General features: G+C 37.4%; 14 protein-coding genes. 5 read left to right on the plus strand and 9 right to left on the minus strand.

Annotated elements, in window-relative coordinates:
• Window positions 1-4: 4 nt before the first annotated feature.
• Together argJ and mutT are read left to right on the plus strand one after the other, a co-directional pair.
• Window positions 5-1,237 (plus strand): bifunctional glutamate N-acetyltransferase/amino-acid acetyltransferase ArgJ, encoded by a 1,233-nt coding sequence (argJ, locus tag ACFIMW_RS02585; protein WP_375608017.1) that lies wholly within the window; start codon window positions 5-7, stop codon window positions 1,235-1,237.
• Window positions 1,238-1,362: 125 nt separating this feature from the next.
• Window positions 1,363-1,776, plus strand: coding sequence for an 8-oxo-dGTP diphosphatase MutT (gene mutT, locus ACFIMW_RS02590; protein WP_375608018.1), 414 nt, complete (start codon window positions 1,363-1,365; stop codon window positions 1,774-1,776).
• 1,241 nt (window positions 1,777-3,017) lie between these two features.
• On the opposite strand, the gene ACFIMW_RS02595 is transcribed toward mutT, so the two are convergent.
• The 4 genes from ACFIMW_RS02595 to ACFIMW_RS02610 form a co-directional block, all read right to left on the minus strand.
• Window positions 3,018-3,890, minus strand: a complete 873-nt coding sequence (locus ACFIMW_RS02595; RefSeq protein ID WP_375608019.1) for an NlpC/P60 family protein — start codon at window positions 3,888-3,890, stop codon at window positions 3,018-3,020.
• Between the two features lie 165 nt (window positions 3,891-4,055).
• Window positions 4,056-5,423, minus strand: a complete 1,368-nt coding sequence (locus tag ACFIMW_RS02600; protein ID WP_375608020.1) for a M17 family metallopeptidase — start codon at window positions 5,421-5,423, stop codon at window positions 4,056-4,058.
• Between the two features lie 13 nt (window positions 5,424-5,436).
• Window positions 5,437-6,435, minus strand: a complete 999-nt coding sequence (coaA, locus tag ACFIMW_RS02605; protein ID WP_375606822.1) for a type I pantothenate kinase — start codon at window positions 6,433-6,435, stop codon at window positions 5,437-5,439.
• 122 nt (window positions 6,436-6,557) lie between these two features.
• Complete coding sequence (locus ACFIMW_RS02610) at window positions 6,558-7,547, minus strand: asparaginase (protein ID WP_375608021.1); 990 nt, start codon at window positions 7,545-7,547, stop codon at window positions 6,558-6,560.
• Window positions 7,548-7,767: 220 nt separating this feature from the next.
• Between ACFIMW_RS02610 and hslV the strand changes: the two genes are divergently transcribed.
• Together hslV and hslU are read left to right on the plus strand one after the other, a co-directional pair.
• Window positions 7,768-8,349 carry an ATP-dependent protease subunit HslV gene (gene hslV / locus ACFIMW_RS02615; protein WP_012754621.1) on the plus strand — a complete coding sequence of 194 codons (582 nt, stop codon included), beginning with the start codon at window positions 7,768-7,770 and terminating at the stop codon, window positions 8,347-8,349.
• On the plus strand, window positions 8,350-9,660 hold the full coding sequence (gene hslU, locus ACFIMW_RS02620; RefSeq protein ID WP_375608022.1) for an ATP-dependent protease ATPase subunit HslU: 1,311 nt from the start codon (window positions 8,350-8,352) through the stop codon (window positions 9,658-9,660).
• Window positions 9,661-9,679: 19 nt separating this feature from the next.
• Here hslU and ACFIMW_RS02625 read toward each other — a convergent pair whose 3' ends face one another.
• The 3 genes from ACFIMW_RS02625 to rpsO all read right to left on the minus strand — a co-directional run bounded on the left by ACFIMW_RS02625 (window position 9,680) and on the right by rpsO (window position 13,463).
• Window positions 9,680-10,675: a class I SAM-dependent methyltransferase gene (locus ACFIMW_RS02625; protein ID WP_375608023.1), complete on the minus strand. Its 996-nt coding sequence runs from the start codon at window positions 10,673-10,675 to the stop codon at window positions 9,680-9,682.
• 71 nt (window positions 10,676-10,746) lie between these two features.
• On the minus strand, window positions 10,747-12,942 hold the full coding sequence (gene pnp / locus ACFIMW_RS02630) for a polyribonucleotide nucleotidyltransferase (RefSeq protein ID WP_375608024.1): 2,196 nt from the start codon (window positions 12,940-12,942) through the stop codon (window positions 10,747-10,749).
• Window positions 12,943-13,193: 251 nt separating this feature from the next.
• Entirely contained in the window at window positions 13,194-13,463 is a 270-nt protein-coding gene (gene rpsO / locus ACFIMW_RS02635) for a 30S ribosomal protein S15 (protein ID WP_005774142.1), read from the minus strand.
• Window positions 13,464-13,774: 311 nt separating this feature from the next.
• Between rpsO and ACFIMW_RS02640 the strand changes: the two genes are divergently transcribed.
• Entirely contained in the window at window positions 13,775-15,403 is a 1,629-nt protein-coding gene (locus tag ACFIMW_RS02640) for an MFS transporter (protein WP_375608025.1), read from the plus strand.
• A 1,486-nt stretch (window positions 15,404-16,889) separates the two neighbouring features.
• Here the strand turns inward: ACFIMW_RS02640 and truB are convergent.
• Both truB and rbfA read right to left on the minus strand, forming a co-directional pair.
• Window positions 16,890-17,852: a tRNA pseudouridine(55) synthase TruB gene (truB, locus tag ACFIMW_RS02645; protein ID WP_375608026.1), complete on the minus strand. Its 963-nt coding sequence runs from the start codon at window positions 17,850-17,852 to the stop codon at window positions 16,890-16,892.
• Window positions 17,853-17,854: 2 nt separating this feature from the next.
• A complete protein-coding gene (rbfA, locus tag ACFIMW_RS02650) occupies window positions 17,855-18,268 on the minus strand; it encodes a 30S ribosome-binding factor RbfA (RefSeq protein ID WP_375608027.1) in 414 nt (137 codons plus the stop codon).
• Between the last annotated feature and the right edge of the window lie 82 nt (window positions 18,269-18,350).

An 18,350-nucleotide genomic window follows, 5' to 3' on the forward strand; every position in this document is an offset into this window, starting at 1 on the left:
TATTGTGGTTTTGAAAATCTCTCCTTTGTCGCCTCAAAAGATCCAAGAGCTTTCTCCATTATCTGGTGTACGGATAGCAACAGCTGAAGCTGGGATTAAATATAAAGATCGTACAGATCTTCTTTTCATCATATTCGATAAGCCAGTGAATGTGGCAGGCGTTTTTACCCGTTCAAAATGTCCATCTGCTCCTGTAGAGCATTGTCGCGCATCGCTTCCTCATGGGGTTGCTAGAGCTGTTGTTGTGAATTCTGGAAATGCAAATGCTTTTACAGGAAGCAAAGGAAAGCACACAACGAATGAAATAATATATGCAGCAGCGAACGCTTTAAAGGTTAGAAAAGATGAAGTTTTTATAGCTTCCACAGGTGTTATTGGTGAGCCAATGGATGCCTCGGGTATTGTCAATCTTTTACCAAGTATGACAGAGACAGCAGAAGAGGGAAATTGGTTGGAAGCTGCAAAAGCCATAATGACAACGGACACATTTCCAAAACTTGCGACGCGCACTTTTGACTGTGGGGGAGAGTGTGTTACCATTAATGGAATTGCAAAGGGTGCTGGTATGATTGCACCCGATATGGCGACAATGCTGTCATTTGTAGTTAGTGATGCTACTATTTCTTCGGATGCACTCCAATCCATGTTATCAGAGGCAGTTGAGGGTTCTTTTAATTCAATTACTGTTGATAGTGATACCTCAACTTCAGATACGCTTATGTTGTTTGCGACAGGAAAAGAACATTTTCCCTGCATTAGATGTAAAACAGATCCGCGTTATGAAGTGTTCTCAAAGCACTTGAGTGCACTTTTGCACGAGCTCGCATTACAAGTTGTTTGTGATGGTGAAGGTGCTCGTCATTTAATTGAGGTTAATGTAATTGGTGCTACAACAAACGATGCTGCAAAAACGATTGCTTTGTCAATTGCAAATTCACCACTTGTAAAAACGGCTATTGCCGGTGAAGATGCGAATTGGGGACGGGTGGTTATGGCCGTTGGGAAGGCTGGTGTTGAAGTCGATCGTGATCTATTGATGATTTGGTTTGGTGAGCATCGTGTGGCGATCAATGGCGAACGAGATCCTGAGTATTGTGAAGAGACAATAGGTACTTATATGCAAGGTAAGCACATCACAATTCGTGTTGATATCGGTTTGGGTAATGGTACAGCGAAAGTTTGGTCTTGCGATTTAACGAAAGAGTACGTTATGATCAACAGCAATTATAGAAGTTAATGGATGCATTTTATATTTAACAGCTTATTATTTTTCAGAAAAAATGAAGGATGTAAGTTCTTTTAAGAGCAGGTGGATATGATAGATAAAGACAGTTATCTTTATGATCCCTATTGGCGAGTAATATGTATATAAAAAGTTCCATTCTTCTTGTTGTTGCATGCGCATTGTTCGATCAGAATAATCGTGTTTTGCTAACTAAGCGTCCTGAAGGAAAATCACTAGCTGGTTTATGGGAGTTTCCTGGTGGCAAGGTTGAGCAAGGTGAAACTCCGGAAGCATCATTGATTCGTGAACTAGAGGAAGAGCTTGGTATTTATGTTCAACCAAATAATTTACACCCTTTAACATTTGCAAGTCATAGCTATAAGACATTTCATCTCTTAATGCCATTGTATCTTTGTGACCATTATGAGGGCGTTGCACAAGGACGAGAAGGGCAAAATTTAGAATGGGTTTTTATTAATGATCTTGATCAATATCCTATGCCTGATGCAGATAAACCATTAATTCAGTTATTGAGAAATTTTCTTCTTTAATGAGTTTGTGAGAAGAGAATATCGTGTGGTGTGTATTGCATACATATTGAGCAAGGATTCAAAAGGATTTTTTTGCATAAAAAACTGCTTCCTCATCATGATGATGCATATTAAAATCAACATATTGATTTATAATCATAAAATATCCTTTACATAAAACTGTCTCTCTTCATGTTGTACTATTTCATTGTTTAAATACTCTTTCTCTAAATCAGAAAAAATTGTTTAAGAACAAGCTAATAGAAGGATAAGTATATTCGTTTTGGAAAAAGATAAAAGCATAAAGGTAGAAATTATTGTGTGGTTTATCCATTTCCTTTTTGTGTAGCGTTATAGCTTTCAAAATTATGCAAAGCAATATTTTTAAAATGATAAAGACTATGCAGTGTCTTATGTTTTTTATATTCTATAATAATAGAAGGTACTTATAAATAGTATCACGCTTGTATTATTCAATTGCGTATTGATTGAGAGAATTTACTTTTCAATTCATCTTTTAGCATTATCTATGAATGAATAATACAAGATACACTGAAAGTTGCTATTTTTATATTTATAAACTTATGAATTAACTTTATTATAATTTCTTAAAATCAACGTTATACTTTCCATTATATTTTAACAGTTTATGCGTTATCTATTTAATCTATATTTCAACTACTTTCCAAATTACATGCAAACCCATTTAACAAGCTGTCATTGGACAATTTTTTAATGCAAAGTAAAAGGATATGTGGAACAGTGAAAAATACGAATGGCAAGAGATCTCATTTGAGTTGCATAATGCTTTTTTATTTTTAAAATCAACACATTATTGTAAAAAATGATGATTTAAAAAAGCCATTGAGAAAGCTGGGTGCTGAATTTTTGCAATATCCAAAGGACAGTGTATGTTGATAAAAACTTTTGAAAAAATATTGAATATTTTTTTACAACATAACTTAGCAAAATTCAAAACATACATGGAGAAAATTGGTAAAAGAGAATGCAACTCTGTAGGGCGTATGTTAGAAAATCTTATTCTCTAACCTCTATTCGCACACCCATCACTAAAAAAAATACAAAAACTCAATAAGTTTTATATATAAAAAAGTACAATCCTCTTAAATACCGAGGTTTAGGGGATAATTAAGCAATGCACCCCATTTGATATAAATTCAATTTATAAAAACCTTCTTACGTCGATATGAAGCAAACAGCCAACAATAGCCCACATTGTCATATTCATGTAAAAGCACGTACTATATTCCCAGTGTTGTTGGACGTCGTTTTTCTACAGGATATCGCTGGCATTTTTGAGCAATACGCGTAACTGCTTTTTCCAGTGGTTCGATCGTAACATCCATAGAGGAACCATTTGCATGAATAATATTTTCAGAATCAGTCATAATAGCGACATGACCTTTCCAAAAAATCAAATCACCTCGTTGAAGTTTATCACTATCTGAGAGTGGATTTCCTATAGTTTTTTGTTGCATATCAGTATCGCGTAAAACAACTTGACCAGCCATTGTCATAGAAAGTTGGACCAGTCCTGAGCAATCAATTCCAAAACCACTGGCTCCACCCCAACGATAAGGTGTATAGATCAACATTTCAGCAGCTTTAACATAATCTTTATACACGACGTTGCCAATTGGACTGAGATGATCGCTAACGATTGCGCCCCCATTTTCAAGTATAGAATACTTGGTCCCACGGACTTCAACTTCATTAACAACGCTTACTTTACTTCCTATAGATAAAGGATATTCTACTGGTCCACGTAAGTCAGCTTGGGAATATTGAAAAGTACGTGGCGCTGTAACAACATGTGTTTGTTCTACGGTTGATGTACAAAGAACTTTTGTATCAATATAACCGACATAACCATCCTTGAGAGATTGTGCCCACGACATTTCTTCTCCATGCTCAAAGATGAGAAGTTCTTCTCCGTATAAGCACTCTGTCTGCATTTCACTTTTGTTATTATTTTCTTTAAACAATCCAGCAACAGGTACATTAACGCGTCTTTTTTCACCTTGCACAAAGCGCTGAGCTGTAATTTCGCCTTTAAGACGTTCGTCTGCTAGATCTTCTCTGAACGCATGTAATCTCGGATCTCTAGGGAACATTTATTTATCTTTCATCCTTTGTTTTTTTTCCTTTAAATAGGCTCATAATAATTGTATTGGTAGAATTTTTATCCTCAAATAAATTACAGAACACAATTAAAGATGAAGAACAATTGCTCTTAAAGTTCTAAAATTGTCCATTTTTATGTTTGTTTTATGTCAAAATTAATTTTTAAAGAGATTATAAAGAGCACGAATAACTTGTGCGGAACCACCGACAGGATACCCTGGTTTTTCTTTTGGAACCCATCCATAAAGGTCGAAATGGGCAAAAAGTTTGGTTTTTTCAACAAAAGAATTAAGAAATAAAGCAGCGATTATAGAGCCAGCAAAGCTATTTCCAGTTACATTGTTAAGATCAGCAATTGGTGATGATAACATCTCTTGGTAAGGTTGCCAAAGGGGCATTTGCCAAAGAGGATCAAAAACAGCGTGAGCAGATTCAGAAATTTGTTGTGCCCATAGTGAATCATTACAATAAAATGCCGGAAGATCTGGTCCTAATGCTATACGGGCTGCTCCTGTTAAAGTAGCCATGCAAAGCATGAATTGTGGACTTTCTTCATCACCATAGGCGAGTGCATCAGCAAGGACAAGTCGCCCTTCAGCATCTGTATTGCCCACTTCAACACTTAAGCCTTTACGACTTTTAAGAATATCACCTGGTCGGTAAGCATTGGCAGAAATTGCATTTTCTACGGCTGGAATCAAAACACGGAGACGGAAAGGCAATTTTGCATCCATGATAAGTTTAGCCAATCCCAAAACGTTTGCTCCACCCCCCATGTCTTTTTTCATAAGCAACATGTTATTGGCTGATTTAATATCGAGTCCTCCAGTATCAAAAGTTACGCCTTTGCCCACCAACGTTATTTTAGGATGATGTTCTTGGCCCCAGAGTAACTCAATCAGTCGTGGTGGAGTACTGCCTGCTCGTCCTACGGCATGAATCATCGGAAAGTTATGGGTTAAGAGATCATCTCCACAAATACTTTGGACATGAGCACCATAAATTTTTCCTAGTTGTCGTACTTCTTTTTCGAGAGTATCAGGGTTCATATCATTGGCTGGAATATTAATGAGATCACGGACAAAGAAGACAGCTTCATAAATTCGTTGGAGTTCATTAAGATCAATTGCCTCATTGACATGGATAGATAAAGATTTGAAAGAAGAATTTTGACGATAGCGATTAAATTGATAACTGCCGAATGCCAATCCAAGATAGGTATTTATTTCATCAGAGGTTGTACCTTCTAAATGCCATTGACCAGCAGGAAGTTTTTGAGCAAGAACTCCTGTGATAAAAGGATCGTTACCATTGCCAATTCCAAATAAAACTTTTTTTAAATGCCCCGTTTCGTGAGGAATAAAGAGTATTTGTCCTGCTTTACCAGTAAAGTCATTAACTTTTATCCATGCTGTTGTTGACGCATCAAGTGATAAGTTGGCAAGAGTTCTTTGGTTTACCAAGATGATAGGGCAACTGTTATCGATACGCGTTGAGGTAAAATGAATGGGGTGGTGGTGCATAGTTATGAGATCCTTATAGTCGTCTAAGTGCGACATATTCGACCAAATGATTTTTTCCCTTTCGTAGAATGAGATTGGACCTTGGTCGTGTTGGCAATATATTTTCTTGTAAATTTTTTAAATTAATCGTTTGCCAAAGATCCTCAGCAATTTTTGAGGCTTCTTTTTCATTGAGGTGGGCATAACGATGAAAATAGGATTCAGGATTTTGGAAAGCTGTTTTACGCAAACGTTTAAAACGTTCCAAATACCAGTGACGAATGACTTCTGTTTCAGCATCGACATAAATTGAAAAATCAAAAAAATCAGATACGAAAGGAATGGCTTTCCCATCTTTAGGAAGATCACTGACCTGTAATACATTAATACCTTCAACAATTAAAATATCAGGATGGTCAATGGCAATTGTCTGGTTTTCTAGAACATCATAGGTCATATGTGAGTAAAGCGGAGCACGAATATTTCCGACACCTGCTTTTATAGCAGAAAGAAAGCATAGCAATTTTTTTATGTCATAAGAATCAGGAAATCCTTTACGATTCATACGATTTTTTTGCTGTAAGATTGCGTTAGGATAGAGAAAACCATCCGTTGTGATCAGATCAACTTTAAGACTAGATGTCCAACGTTTCAATAGTTCTTGAAGAATGCGAGCAGTGGTTGATTTTCCTACTGCTACAGAACCAGCAATTCCAATAATAAAAGGCGTTTTCCTCATCTCTTCTTGATGGAGAAACTTCTGACGTTTGTGAAAAAGTTCCTGTACGGCTTCAACATGGCATGATAACAAACGCGATAAAGAAAGATAAATGCGTTGAACTTCCTCAAGATCGATAGGATCATCCATAGAGCGTAAACGCTTAATTTCATCAAAAGTCAAAGTAAGAGGTGTATCCGCACGAAACTCTGACCATTGTTGTGCAGTAAAGACACGGTAGGGTGAATATCGGTCAGAAACGGATTTGACCAGATTATCTTTCTGATTAATTTTTTGTATAGTCGTATCAATCATTTGTATTGGTCGAGAATTTTTTTGCCGCAGCAATCGATTAAGAACGGACATGTGAACGGCTTTGTATTCAAGTAAATTTTGTTTTTCATGCTCTCTTCTTCAAGATAATAGGTCATTTTTTGTTAGCTTATCGTCCAGTCATTCCAATCTACACGGATTTGTTCCAATGAATACCCTTGCGCCAAAAAAGCCCATAAAAGTAGACGCGCTTTTACGGCTGATAAATAACCAGACATGAGCGCACCAGAAGCAATCATATCGATTTCTGAGCCTTTATAGCCATAAGTTATACGAGTTGTGGAGCCATTACAACAACGACTAGCAATAATGATTGGTATTTTTTGTGCATATTGTTGTACGAGGTCTGCTTCTTGAAAACTACAGTGTCCTGCACCAAAACCTGCAATAACAAGCCCAGTATAATACCCACTTTCAAGGCATAGTTTCATTAATTTTGCATCAGAAGATAAAGAGGAATAGAGGAGTGCAATTTGATGATCATGGTTTTGGGGAAAATCAAACGTTTTTGGGAAAAATTTTCGATCATTGAAATAAATAAGTTTTCCCTCTAAAATAGTTCCTAAAACACCTGCAAGACCTGATTGAAATGTTTCGACTTTGACGGTATGGCTTTTATAGAGCCAATAAGGTGAATGAATTGTATCATTGATGACAACGAGAACGCCTCTGTTACGACTTTGTGTGGCTGCCGCAACATGAGTGGCTGCTAAAATATTAGCTGGGCCATCGGCTCCTGCTTCATGAGGCATGCGCATAGCACCGGTTATGATGAGAGGTTCAGCTTCTTTCCAATAAAGAGAAAGAAAAAAAGCTGTTTCTTCCAGAGTATCAGTCCCTTGTGTTAAAACAATACCTTCTGCACCAGCGTTTATTTGTTGTTTTGCCCACTTAATTATTTCAAAAAGCATTTGAAACGATAAAGATCCACTTGGTATTTGCATTAATGTTTGTGCATGAATATCAGCAACGTTATTTAAAGCAGGAACACTTTTTATGAGGTTATCTGAAGTTAAAGTCGGTTGCATGTGACCAAAACTATCAGCCGTCATTGCAATTGTTCCACCTAAGGTCCCTATGGCTATTTTTTTCATAATTTTCCTCTAAAAAGCACAAACTGTTTATATAAAGCTATTTAGCAGTAATTTACATTGACAACAATGATATCATTTTTCCATTTTCAACAAATTGAGTTATGCTGAATCATTGTGTTTTGCTGTATATGTTCTTAAATAGGACAATAGTAATTGAGTTTTACATTGTATGAAAAGAAATCAATATTAAAAAGTAAAGTTAATATTAAGGAGTTTCCTTATGACAGAACATAAGCCAGACATAATGTATGGTACAACAATTATTACGGTACGAAAAGGTGGAAAAGTCGTGATGGCCGGTGATGGTCAGGTTTCTCTTGGACAGACAATTATGAAAGGCAATGCACGTAAAGTGCGTCGTCTTGGAAAGAACGGAGTGGTTATTGCTGGTTTTGCAGGTGCTACGGCAGATGCTTTTACATTACTGGAGAGATTGGAAACAAAGCTTGAACAATATCCTGATCAGCTTATGCGTGCCTGTGTAGAACTTGCAAAAGATTGGAGAACAGATCGCTATTTGCGTCGTCTCGAAGCAATGATGCTCGTGGCTGATAAGAAAGTAACTTTGGCTCTAACAGGGCTTGGTGATGTTTTAGAACCAGAAGATGGGGTTATGGCAATTGGCTCTGGAGGAAATTTTGCTCTTTCAGCAGCGCGTGCACTCATGGATTTGGATTTGGATGCAGAAACTATTGCTCGTAAAGCTATGGCTATTGCCGCTAAAATTTGTGTTTACACCAATGATCATTTTACGATTGAAACATTGGATGCAGAATTATCTTCTTTAGAGAAAGCTATTTAAATGTGTGTTGTATTTTCCCCTCGTGAGACTGTTTCTGAACTTGATCGTTTTATTATTGGCCAAAATGATGCCAAACGCTCTGTAGCTATTGCACTGCGCAATCGGTGGCGTAGGCAACAGCTTGATGAGCCGATGCGTGAAGAAGTTATGCCAAAAAATATTTTAATGATAGGGCCAACAGGTGTTGGTAAAACTGGTATTGCACGTCGATTAGCAAAACTTTCTGGAGCACCCTTCGTTAAAGTAGAAGCGACTAAATTTACTGAAGTTGGTTATGTGGGACGTGATGTTGAGCAAATTATTCGAGATCTTGTTGAAATTGCCATTTCTCTTGTGCGTGAAAAGAAACGGGATGAAATAAAAGAAAAGGCCCACGTGAATGCTGAAGAGCGTGTTTTAGACGCCCTTGTTGGTAAAACAGCAAGTCCTACTACTCGTGATAGTTTTCGTAAAAAATTGCGTGAAGGTGAATTGGATGAAAAAGAGATTGAAATTGAAGTCGCCGATAATAATAGCAGTAGTGCTTCAACTTTTGATATTCCTGGTATGCCTGGGGCGCAAATGGGTATTATGAATTTATCAGATATTTTGGGAAAAATGGGCAGTCGTACAAAAGTCCGTAAGACGACAGTAAGAGATGCTTTTAAGCCGCTCATTGATGATGAATCTGAAAAACTCCTTGATCAGGAGCAAATTATTCAAGATGCGCTTCGTGTTGCTGAAAATGACGGTATTGTTTTTATCGACGAGATTGATAAAATTGCAACCAGGGATGGTGGAGCAAGTGTTGCGGTTTCGCGTGAGGGCGTTCAACGGGATCTTTTGCCTTTGGTTGAAGGAACAACAATTTCTACAAAATATGGGCAAATAAAAACCGATCATATTCTTTTTATTGCCTCAGGTGCATTTCATGTTTCCAAGCCATCTGATTTATTACCGGAACTTCAAGGACGTTTGCCCATCCGTGTGGAGCTCAACCCTTTAACAAGGGAAGATTTACGACGCATTCTAACGGAACCAGAAGCTAGTTTGATTAAACAATATATCGCTCTTATGGCAACGGAAGAGGTTCATTTGGAAATTACAGATGATGCTATTGATGCTTTAGCAGATATTGCTGTAGATTTAAATGCAAGGATTGAAAATATAGGAGCACGTCGTTTGCAAACGGTGATGGAGCGCGTTTTGGATGAAATTTCTTTCACTGCGCCTGATAAAGCTGGAACAACATTTACAATTGATGCTGCTTACGTGAGAAAATCTATTGGCGAGCTTGCTGCTGATATCGATCTTTCACGTTTTATTCTTTGAAAGTTATTGCTTGTTCTGTTTATCTGCGTGCTTCGATAATTTTGAAACCATGGGGTTGTTCGTGTATCAACACTGTGCGGAAAATATTTTTTAATAATGTTTCATAAGGCAGGTGGCGGTTTGCAACAAAAAGCAGACTGCCGCTTGGCTTTAAGCACTTTGCAGCATTTATAATAAAATTTTTTCCTAATGAAACATCTATTGTTTGTTGTGTGTGAAACGGTGGATTTGAAATGATTGTGTCATATAGATTTGTGATAGGTTCATGTACAAGGTCATGCCAATAAAAATGAATTGGAAAAGGAGTTGTTATGGATTTAAGGTGCTGTTTTGCTGCTCTCAAAGCATTGTAGTCTGCTTCATAAAGGTCGAGAGCAGTGAGTTTTTCACTTCTTTCAAGCGCAACGTGAGAAAGATAACCCCATCCAGCACCAAAATCAGCTGTTTTTCCAGAAATAACTTTGAGCATATAAGAAGCAAGCGCAGCAGATCCTGGATCAATACGACCGTGTGAGAACATACCAGAAGTAGTTTGAAATTTACCAAAAGTAAGCGGTGGTGAGCGCAATTGTACAATATTCTGTTTCTCTATTTGTGGAGGAACTTGCAGCCAAAATACCAGACCATGATTTTTAGACAGTTTATTGGTGATGGGGACAATATTTTTGACCCATTTCATCATTGAAGCAGCACCAGCAGTTTTATTCCCACTGATCACAACCCATCCATTGGGTTTAACGCATTCTAATAAATCAAGAAAACAATTTTGATTAAAACCACGATATTTGCTCAAATGTAAAAATGCACCATCATAGTTGAAAGTTTTATCTATTTGAGGAGAGCAGTGAAATTGAGTATCGACAAATTTTAAAAAATCTGGTCGCCAAGGCGTAATAATTTTTAAATTTTGCGCCCATTTTTGAGCCGGAACTTCTGTTAAACCGAAACTCAGCCAACATTGGCTTGGATCTGGATACGGGAGTTCATGATTTTCAAAAGGCAAAAATAATAACACATAGGGCTCTTTCAAAGAAAAATGCCATTCCAATATTGGGATGGCATTTCATGATTGATAAGAAGAAAGGCTTACTCTTCTTTTTTCTTACGGCGGCGCTTATTTTCAGGTTGTTTTTTTTCATCCACGCACTTTTCTTCATTCATCGCTTTATCACCGGTGATTTCCTTTCCGGTTGTTTGATCAACGACCTTCATTGATAACCGAACTTTTCCACGCTCATCAAAGCCCATTAACTTAACCCAAACTTTGTCGCCTTCCTTAATAATATCGGTTGTTTTGGCGACGCGTTCTGATGCAAGTTGAGAGATATGAACGAGTCCATCACGAGAACCAAAGAAGTTTATAAATGCACCAAATTCTGCAGTTTTTACAACTGTTCCTTGGTAGATAGCACCAACTTCAGGTTCATCAACAATAGAATGGATCCAGCGTTTTGCCGCTTCAATGGTTTTAGCATCAGCAGAAGCAATTTTAATGGTACCATCATCTTCAATATTAATTTTTGCTCCTGTTTGTTCCACGATTTCCCGAATAACTTTACCACCAGAGCCGATAACATCACGGATTTTATCGACAGAAATATTCATAACTTCGATTCTCGGAGAAAATTCACTCAGCTCAGCACGTGCACTGGTTAAAGCTTTCGCCATCTCATTAAGGATATGGATTCGGCCACCTTTGGCTTGTTCAAGCGCAATTTTCATAATCTCTTCGGTAATACCATCAATTTTGATATCCATTTGCAAGGCAGTAATACCATTTTCTGTTCCTGCGACTTTAAAATCCATATCTCCAAGATGATCTTCATCTCCTAAAATATCAGAAAGAACAGCAAAGCGTTCTCCTTCTTTAATCAAGCCCATAGCAATACCAGCAACAGGGCGTGCTAGAGGAACACCAGCATCCATGAGAGCAAGTGACGTTCCACAAACCGTTGCCATAGAAGAAGATCCATTGGATTCAGTAATTTCTGAGACAGCACGAATGGTATAAGGAAAAGATTCTTTATTTGGCAACATGGGATGAATTGCTCTCCATGCCAATTTGCCATGTCCAATTTCACGACGACCAGGAGAACCAAGGCGTCCTGTTTCACCCACGGAAAATGGTGGAAAATTATAATGGAGGAGGAATGTTTCCTTATACATACCCGTTAAAGAATCAACATATTGTTCATCTTCACCAGTTCCCAATGTTGCAACGACAATAGCTTGTGTTTCTCCGCGGGTAAAGAGTGCGGATCCATGTGTGCGGGGTAAAATACTTACTTCTGATTGGATAGGGCGCACGGTAGAAAGATTGCGTCCATCAATACGCTTTTGGGTATCAAGAATGTTTCCACGAACAATTTTTGCTTGCAATTGTTTAAAGACGGTTGCAATTTGATCTGCACTGAATTGACAGTCGTCTTCTGTTTCTGGCATAAATTTACTGATAATTTCTGTTTTTAGAGCATCAATTGCAGCATAACGTTCTTGTTTATCAGTAATTGTGTAAGCCTTTCGTATATCCTGTTCTGCCATTTTCTGCACCGCTTTTTCAAGTTCAGAAAGATCTTCAGGAACAAAATCACGAGGATCTTTTGCAGCAACTTCAGCAAGCTTGATGATGGCATCAAGGACAGGTTGAAGGCCTTTGTGACCAAACATCACAGCTCCCAACATGATATCTTCCGGTAATTCTTGTGCTTCTGATTCAACCATCAAAACAGCACTTTCTGTTCCAGCAACAACAAGATCAAGTTTTGATTCAGGCATTTCATCGATATGAGGATTAAGAACATATTGTCCATTACAATAGCCAACGCGGGCACCGGCTATAGGCCCCATGAAAGGAACACCTGACAGGGTCAATGCGGCAGAAGATGCAATCATTGCAAGGATATCGGGATTGTTTTCGAGATCATGCTGTATAACGGAAACAATAACTTGTGTATCATTTTTATATCCCTCAACGAAAAGGGGACGAATTGGGCGATCAATCAAACGTGAAACCAAAGTTTCATTTTCACTTGGTCGACTTTCACGTTTTAAATAGCCCCCAGGTATTCGACCAACAGCATAGGATTTTTCTTGATAATTAACGGTGAGTGGAAAAAAGTCCTGGTCTGGTTTTGGGATTTTGGCTGATACAACGGTAGCTAAGACAATCGTTTCTCCATAGGTGGCAATCACTGCACCATCAGCTTGACGCGCTATTTTCCCTGTTTCAAGGGTGAGCGGACGCCCGGCCCATTCAATTTCTATCTTGTGCGTTTTAAACATTTTTTATCCTTAATGACCAGTGTTTAAATCTTTGATTGCTCAAATTCTGGTTGTGCGTAGCATATTTTCAAGCTCTGGGGTAGACAACAAGTTACTTCTATCCTTTTGGTAAAAAAAGAAGAAAACCGCATTAAATGTGAAATGGTAAGCAATCCTATCCCATAATAACTTATCAGCTTTTAAAAATTTTAACTGAAAGAAACACGTTGAAAAAAATGGGTGTTTTTTTAAATACCACCCCCATTTTTCTTTTAGCGACGCAAACCTAATTTCTTAATAAGTGTTTGATAACGATTTTGGTCAACTCCTTTAAGATAATCAAGAAGGCGCCGGCGTTGAGACACCATCTTCAAAAGACCACGACGAGAATGATTATCTTTTTTATGAGATTTAAAGTGGTTTGTTAAATTAGAAATACGTTCAGAAAGTACAGCAATTTGTACTTCTGGTGATCCTGTATCACCAACTTTATTTGCGTATTCTGCGACAAGAGCTTGTTTACGTTCAGCTGTAATCGACATCGTATTATCCTTTCCAAAAACGAAGAAACATAAAGTCACCCACAGCCGAGATGTCGTTCAGCAAGGGTCTGTTAAGAAACAAAAAGAGTCGAAGACTCTTACCTATTCTCGTTCTTATATAGGAAAGAAGGTTAAAATACTAGTCCTTAACAGCATTTTGAAGTCTTTCTCTAAATCAAGGGCTTTTATTTAGAAATATTGATTTAAAGAGGGTTTTATGAGAATTTTTAAAGAATTATGCATCCTTTTGATACAAAAATTATTGCGTGTGTATGGTAAAAAAATGATAAATACCGATTTGGAGGAAAAAGATGCAGAGCATTTCAACATTAAAGCTTTTCCGTAATTCGGTATTTCGAAATTTATGGTTATCGACTCTTATTTCTAATTTAGGGGGATTGATACAGGCTGTTGGAGCAGGGTGGTTAATGGCGTTGATTAGTTCTTCGCATTCCATGGTTGGGCTTGTTCAAAGTGCGACAACGTTACCACTTGTTATGTTTTCTTTGATGGCAGGGGCCTTAGCTGATAATTTTAATCGGCGTCAAATTATGTTGTGCGCACAAATTATGATGATGGTCATATCCATGAGTTTAGCTGTTTTAGCCTATCTGGGATTTCTCACACCTTGGCTTTTATTATGTTTTACGTTTTTGATTGGATGTGGCACGGCTTTTTATAATCCTTCTTGGCAAGCAACGATAGGAGATATTGTGAGCAGGGAAAATATTCCTACTGCTGTTAGTTTGAATAGTGTTGGCTTTAATTTGATGCGGAGTGTTGGCCCTGCGATTGGTGGTGCCATTATTGCAACTTTGGGTGCATCTGCTGCTTTTTTGTTTAATGCTATAAGCTATATTCCTCTTATTGGTGCGTTATTTTTCTGGAAATCGAATTATAAAAACAACCCATTGCCACGAGAAAGACTGTTAGGAGCTGTCTCAGATGGTTTGCGTTATGTTGCGATGTCGCCTAATCTCTTAAGTATTATGGTTCGAGCGTTCCTTTTTGGTATAGGAGCAATTTCGATTTTAGCACTTTTGCCAATTGTTGCGCATAAAGTTCTCGGAGGAAATGCCCTTCTTTATGGTACGTTGCTGGGTTGTTTTGGGTTAGGAGCCATGACAGCAGGTATTATTAATGAATTTGTACGGCATCATTTTCGTTCAGAAACAATTATTGCAAGTGCATTTATTGGTTTTGCCTTTTCTTGCTTTTTATTGGGAATAAGCCGTTCACTGATTATAAGCCATATTGCTTTATTTCCTGCAGGTTTATGTTGGGTTTTGGCATTATCGTTGTTTAATACATCTGTACAACTTTCTACACCACGCTGGGTTGTAGCTCGTTCTTTAGCACTTTATCAAACGGCATCTTATGGGGGGATGGCTATTGGAAGTGCAATCTGGGGAGTTTTGGCTGATGGTTATTCTCCAACAATTGCTTTGAGCATTTGTTCTCTATTCTTGATTTTAGGTGCTCTTGCGGGGGTAAAGTTTAGAATTCAAGAAATTCCTCAGATAGATTTAAATCCTCTTGATCATTTTAGAGAGCCGGAATTATTACTCGACCTCAAAGCAAGAAGTGGCCCGATCATGATAATGATTGATTATCAAATTCATGAAAATGATCTCGAAGAGTTTCTTAAAGTGATGACGCGTCGACGCCATATTCGGTTACGCGATGGTGCGCGTCAATGGGTCCTTTTACGAGATCTGGAAAGACCTGAATATTGGACAGAGGCTTATCATATGCCAACATGGGTAGATTATTTACGTCATAATCATCGTCGCACAAAAGCGGATGCCGAAGTCAATAAGCGTCTGCGTCATTTAAATTGTGCTCCTAACGGTATAAGAGTGCACCGCATGATTGAACGCCAAACAATACCCCAAGCCAATGAGATGCTTTTAAAAGTCTCCTCTGATCATCTCCCTTAGGGTTAAAACAGTTTTTTTGTAAAATATTAAATTATGTTAATATTATTTTGATCAATTTTTTTGCATAAGTGCAACAACAAAAAAACGGGTATTACAATAGTTAATATATTGACTTATAAATGACTAATTATCATTTTTTATGGTAAATAATAGTCTTCAAAAATTTAAGTTTTTCTCATTTCAAATCTGTTTACCTTACTTTATATTGCATCAATCAAAACCATTTTCTTGTACGTCACAAGTAAGAGTGGGTATGATAGAAAAAGGAGGATTTCTAATAAACTATTTCGAGTGCCAAGGTTTATTACGACACTTTAAATTAGAAAATAGAATGGTGATACCGGCTTATATTTTTATTAAGCGTAAAGATGGGGCCATGCGCAATGAATTTTATATATTTTACGAGCGTTGTTGTGAAATAAGTTCGAATGCATTGAGAAATGTTTCTTAAAAAAGCATGTGAATAAGCAGCACAACAATTTTTTATTTTAGGCGTCCTATTTTGAGTGAGAAATAATCATATTAAAAGAACGAGAAAAATAAAAACGTAAGACAAAGCGTAATCCCTATTATTTAAAAAGTAGAGTCGAATGAAAGGGATAATAGTAAGATGAAAAATAGCTTGTTTTTGCTTGCATGTTTTTGCAAAATGAAGCTATCTTACCCTTTTAAATATTACTCAACCAGATATATCTTTACTCATATCTGGTATAGAAAGTTGAAACTGTTTACAAAATACCAACCATGGAATGAAGAGATATACTAGCTTTTTATTCGATACAAAAAACAACGATAAGCTAATCCCTAGCTTGACAATTTCTTATTCTTTACAGATATTTTTACAAAACCTTTGCGTGCTTTCGTGACGATTAGAATGATCGATTGTAAGCATAATTATGCCATTTTTAGGTGGTCAACGATCAATTTTTATTGGATAAATAGTTGGAAGGGATTATCCTTACAATGTGTTTAAATCCTGCGGTTTGAGTTTTTCTATTCGAAACAATTCTTTTTGCCAAAAAGAGATTATGTAGGTGTGTACTGTAATGATCAAATGAGTGATTTAACATGATATAGATTCTTGAGTTTTTAAGGTTGGACGCAATGAATATGATTCCAACACATTGATTATAAGAATAAATAACTGTTTTTTATATTGAATGTAAAAGTCTAGATATCGTAGGATTATTTCATTTTAAATGTGTTTAGGTTGAATCCATCCAAATCATTCGCTGATACATTACAAACGGAGGTTAACGTGTGAGTAAAAAGAGATTGAAAAAGGGATATAACATGTCTCTTATGAATCTTTTTAAATGCAAGGACTGTTGTTACATTAGGGGGGGACAAAGTGTATGATGGTATTGGCTTGTATCGTTAACTTAATTTTTGATGTGAATAAGAAAAATGGAGACAATGAAAAGCAACACATTTTCTTTATTTGAGAGAGAAAAATGATCTTTCCGAAAAAGGGGGAAAGAATCGATTAAATTGTAAAAATCCGCTTTGCTTTAAATAGATCTTTGTCGAGGGTGCCGATAGCAAGCAGTTGTTCCTTATAGAGGACACAAATTTCATCTTCATCAAGAGGTATTTTGTGATGACACAAGAGTATAGAATGCCCCTTCATAACTCTTTGTGCTTGGGTTTCATTAAGGGTATAATGAAAGAGGCAATCCAATGCGGCGCTCGTTTCAATTAAGAGCCCATCGAGTGTTGTGAAATTTTTTTCAAAAGAACTATTATTTTCCTCTGTAGTATTTTTATTTAGCGGGCTAGCTGCTTTTAGTTCATCCCATGTGATGAGATCCTCTTCATCAAAAGGTGCGACGGTAATACGTCTTAAGTCAGCAATATGCCCGTAGCATCCCAGATCACGTCCCATATCGCGTGCTAAAGAGCGCACATAAGTTCCTTTCCCGCAGGTTATTTCAAAGACAGAATACTCCTTGGTAGGAGTTTCTATTAACTTGAAAGTTTCTATTTCCACTTCACGGGGTGGAATTTCAACGATTTCCCCTTCACGCGCTAGATCATAAGCGCGATTTCCGGCAATTTTTATTGCTGAAAATTGTGGAGGTGTTTGCAAAATAATACCTGTATATTGAGGAAGAAGAGCAAGTATTTCTTCTCGAGTTGGACGTTTGAGAGATGTTTTGGTTATTTCTCCCTCTAGATCATCTGTTGAACGTTCTTGTCCCCAAGCGATATGAAAACGGTAAGTTTTTTTGCCTTGCATCACGTAAGGAACGGTTTTGGTTGCTTCACCCAATGCAATGGGTAAGAGACCAGAAGCAAGAGGATCAAGCGTACCGGCATGTCCTGCTTTTTGTGCATGAAAGAGCCATTTGATTTGTGAGACAGCTTCTGTGGATTTCATTCCCTTTGGTTTATCAAATATGACCCAGCCAGAAACAGGACGTCCTTTTTTTTTGCGGTGTCGTGCCATACTTAAACCTTATCTTTATCACTATGGTGAAGATCGCGCGCGACCTCAGGCGAACGAAGTAGGGCATCAATTTTTGAAAAATTATCAAAACTATTATCAAGTCGGAAACGCAGTTGAGGCATATATTTCATTTGTTGCAACGTATGGCTGATTTCTCCACGGAGAAAACGACTATGTTTATTGAGAATATCAACGACATCGGTATCGGTATGGAAAGTATTTTTAAGAGTGCTGAGAGGTGATACAAAACAAGTGGCAATTTTTAAATCTGGTGACATTCGTACTTCAGAGACAGAAATGACAATATCCTTCAAGACATCATCAAGCAAAATACCACGCTGTAGTATATGCGCTACTGCGTGACGTACTTGCTCTGCTACTCTAAGTTGCCGTTTTGATGGCCCTGCATTTTTCATCAAAGTTTTATCCTCGCTACAAGACCTCTTTTTTGATCATTTAGATAAGGAAAAAAAGAGACATTGTCTATATAATCGAATA

Origin of the sequence: Bartonella sp. AC329YNZD (genome assembly GCF_042196685.1) — a bacterium.
Taxonomy (GTDB): domain Bacteria; phylum Pseudomonadota; class Alphaproteobacteria; order Rhizobiales; family Rhizobiaceae; genus Bartonella.

Excerpts from the sequence above, each read along its gene's own strand:
- mutT (WP_375608018.1), top strand. The coding sequence starts at position 1,363 with ATGTATATAAAAAGTTCCATTCTTCTTGTTGTTGCATGCGCATTGTTC.
- ACFIMW_RS02595 (WP_375608019.1), bottom strand. The coding sequence starts at position 3,890 with ATGTTCCCTAGAGATCCGAGATTACATGCGTTCAGAGAAGATCTAGCA.
- ACFIMW_RS02600 (WP_375608020.1), bottom strand. The coding sequence starts at position 5,423 with ATGCACCACCACCCCATTCATTTTACCTCAACGCGTATCGATAACAGT.
- coaA (WP_375606822.1), bottom strand. The coding sequence starts at position 6,435 with ATGATTGATACGACTATACAAAAAATTAATCAGAAAGATAATCTGGTC.
- ACFIMW_RS02610 (WP_375608021.1), bottom strand. The coding sequence starts at position 7,547 with ATGAAAAAAATAGCCATAGGGACCTTAGGTGGAACAATTGCAATGACG.
- hslV (WP_012754621.1), top strand. The coding sequence starts at position 7,768 with ATGACAGAACATAAGCCAGACATAATGTATGGTACAACAATTATTACG.
- hslU (WP_375608022.1), top strand. The coding sequence starts at position 8,350 with ATGTGTGTTGTATTTTCCCCTCGTGAGACTGTTTCTGAACTTGATCGT.
- pnp (WP_375608024.1), bottom strand. The coding sequence starts at position 12,942 with ATGTTTAAAACGCACAAGATAGAAATTGAATGGGCCGGGCGTCCGCTC.
- rpsO (WP_005774142.1), bottom strand. The coding sequence starts at position 13,463 with ATGTCGATTACAGCTGAACGTAAACAAGCTCTTGTCGCAGAATACGCA.
- ACFIMW_RS02640 (WP_375608025.1), top strand. The coding sequence starts at position 13,775 with ATGCAGAGCATTTCAACATTAAAGCTTTTCCGTAATTCGGTATTTCGA.
- truB (WP_375608026.1), bottom strand. The coding sequence starts at position 17,852 with ATGGCACGACACCGCAAAAAAAAAGGACGTCCTGTTTCTGGCTGGGTC.
- rbfA (WP_375608027.1), bottom strand. The coding sequence starts at position 18,268 with ATGAAAAATGCAGGGCCATCAAAACGGCAACTTAGAGTAGCAGAGCAA.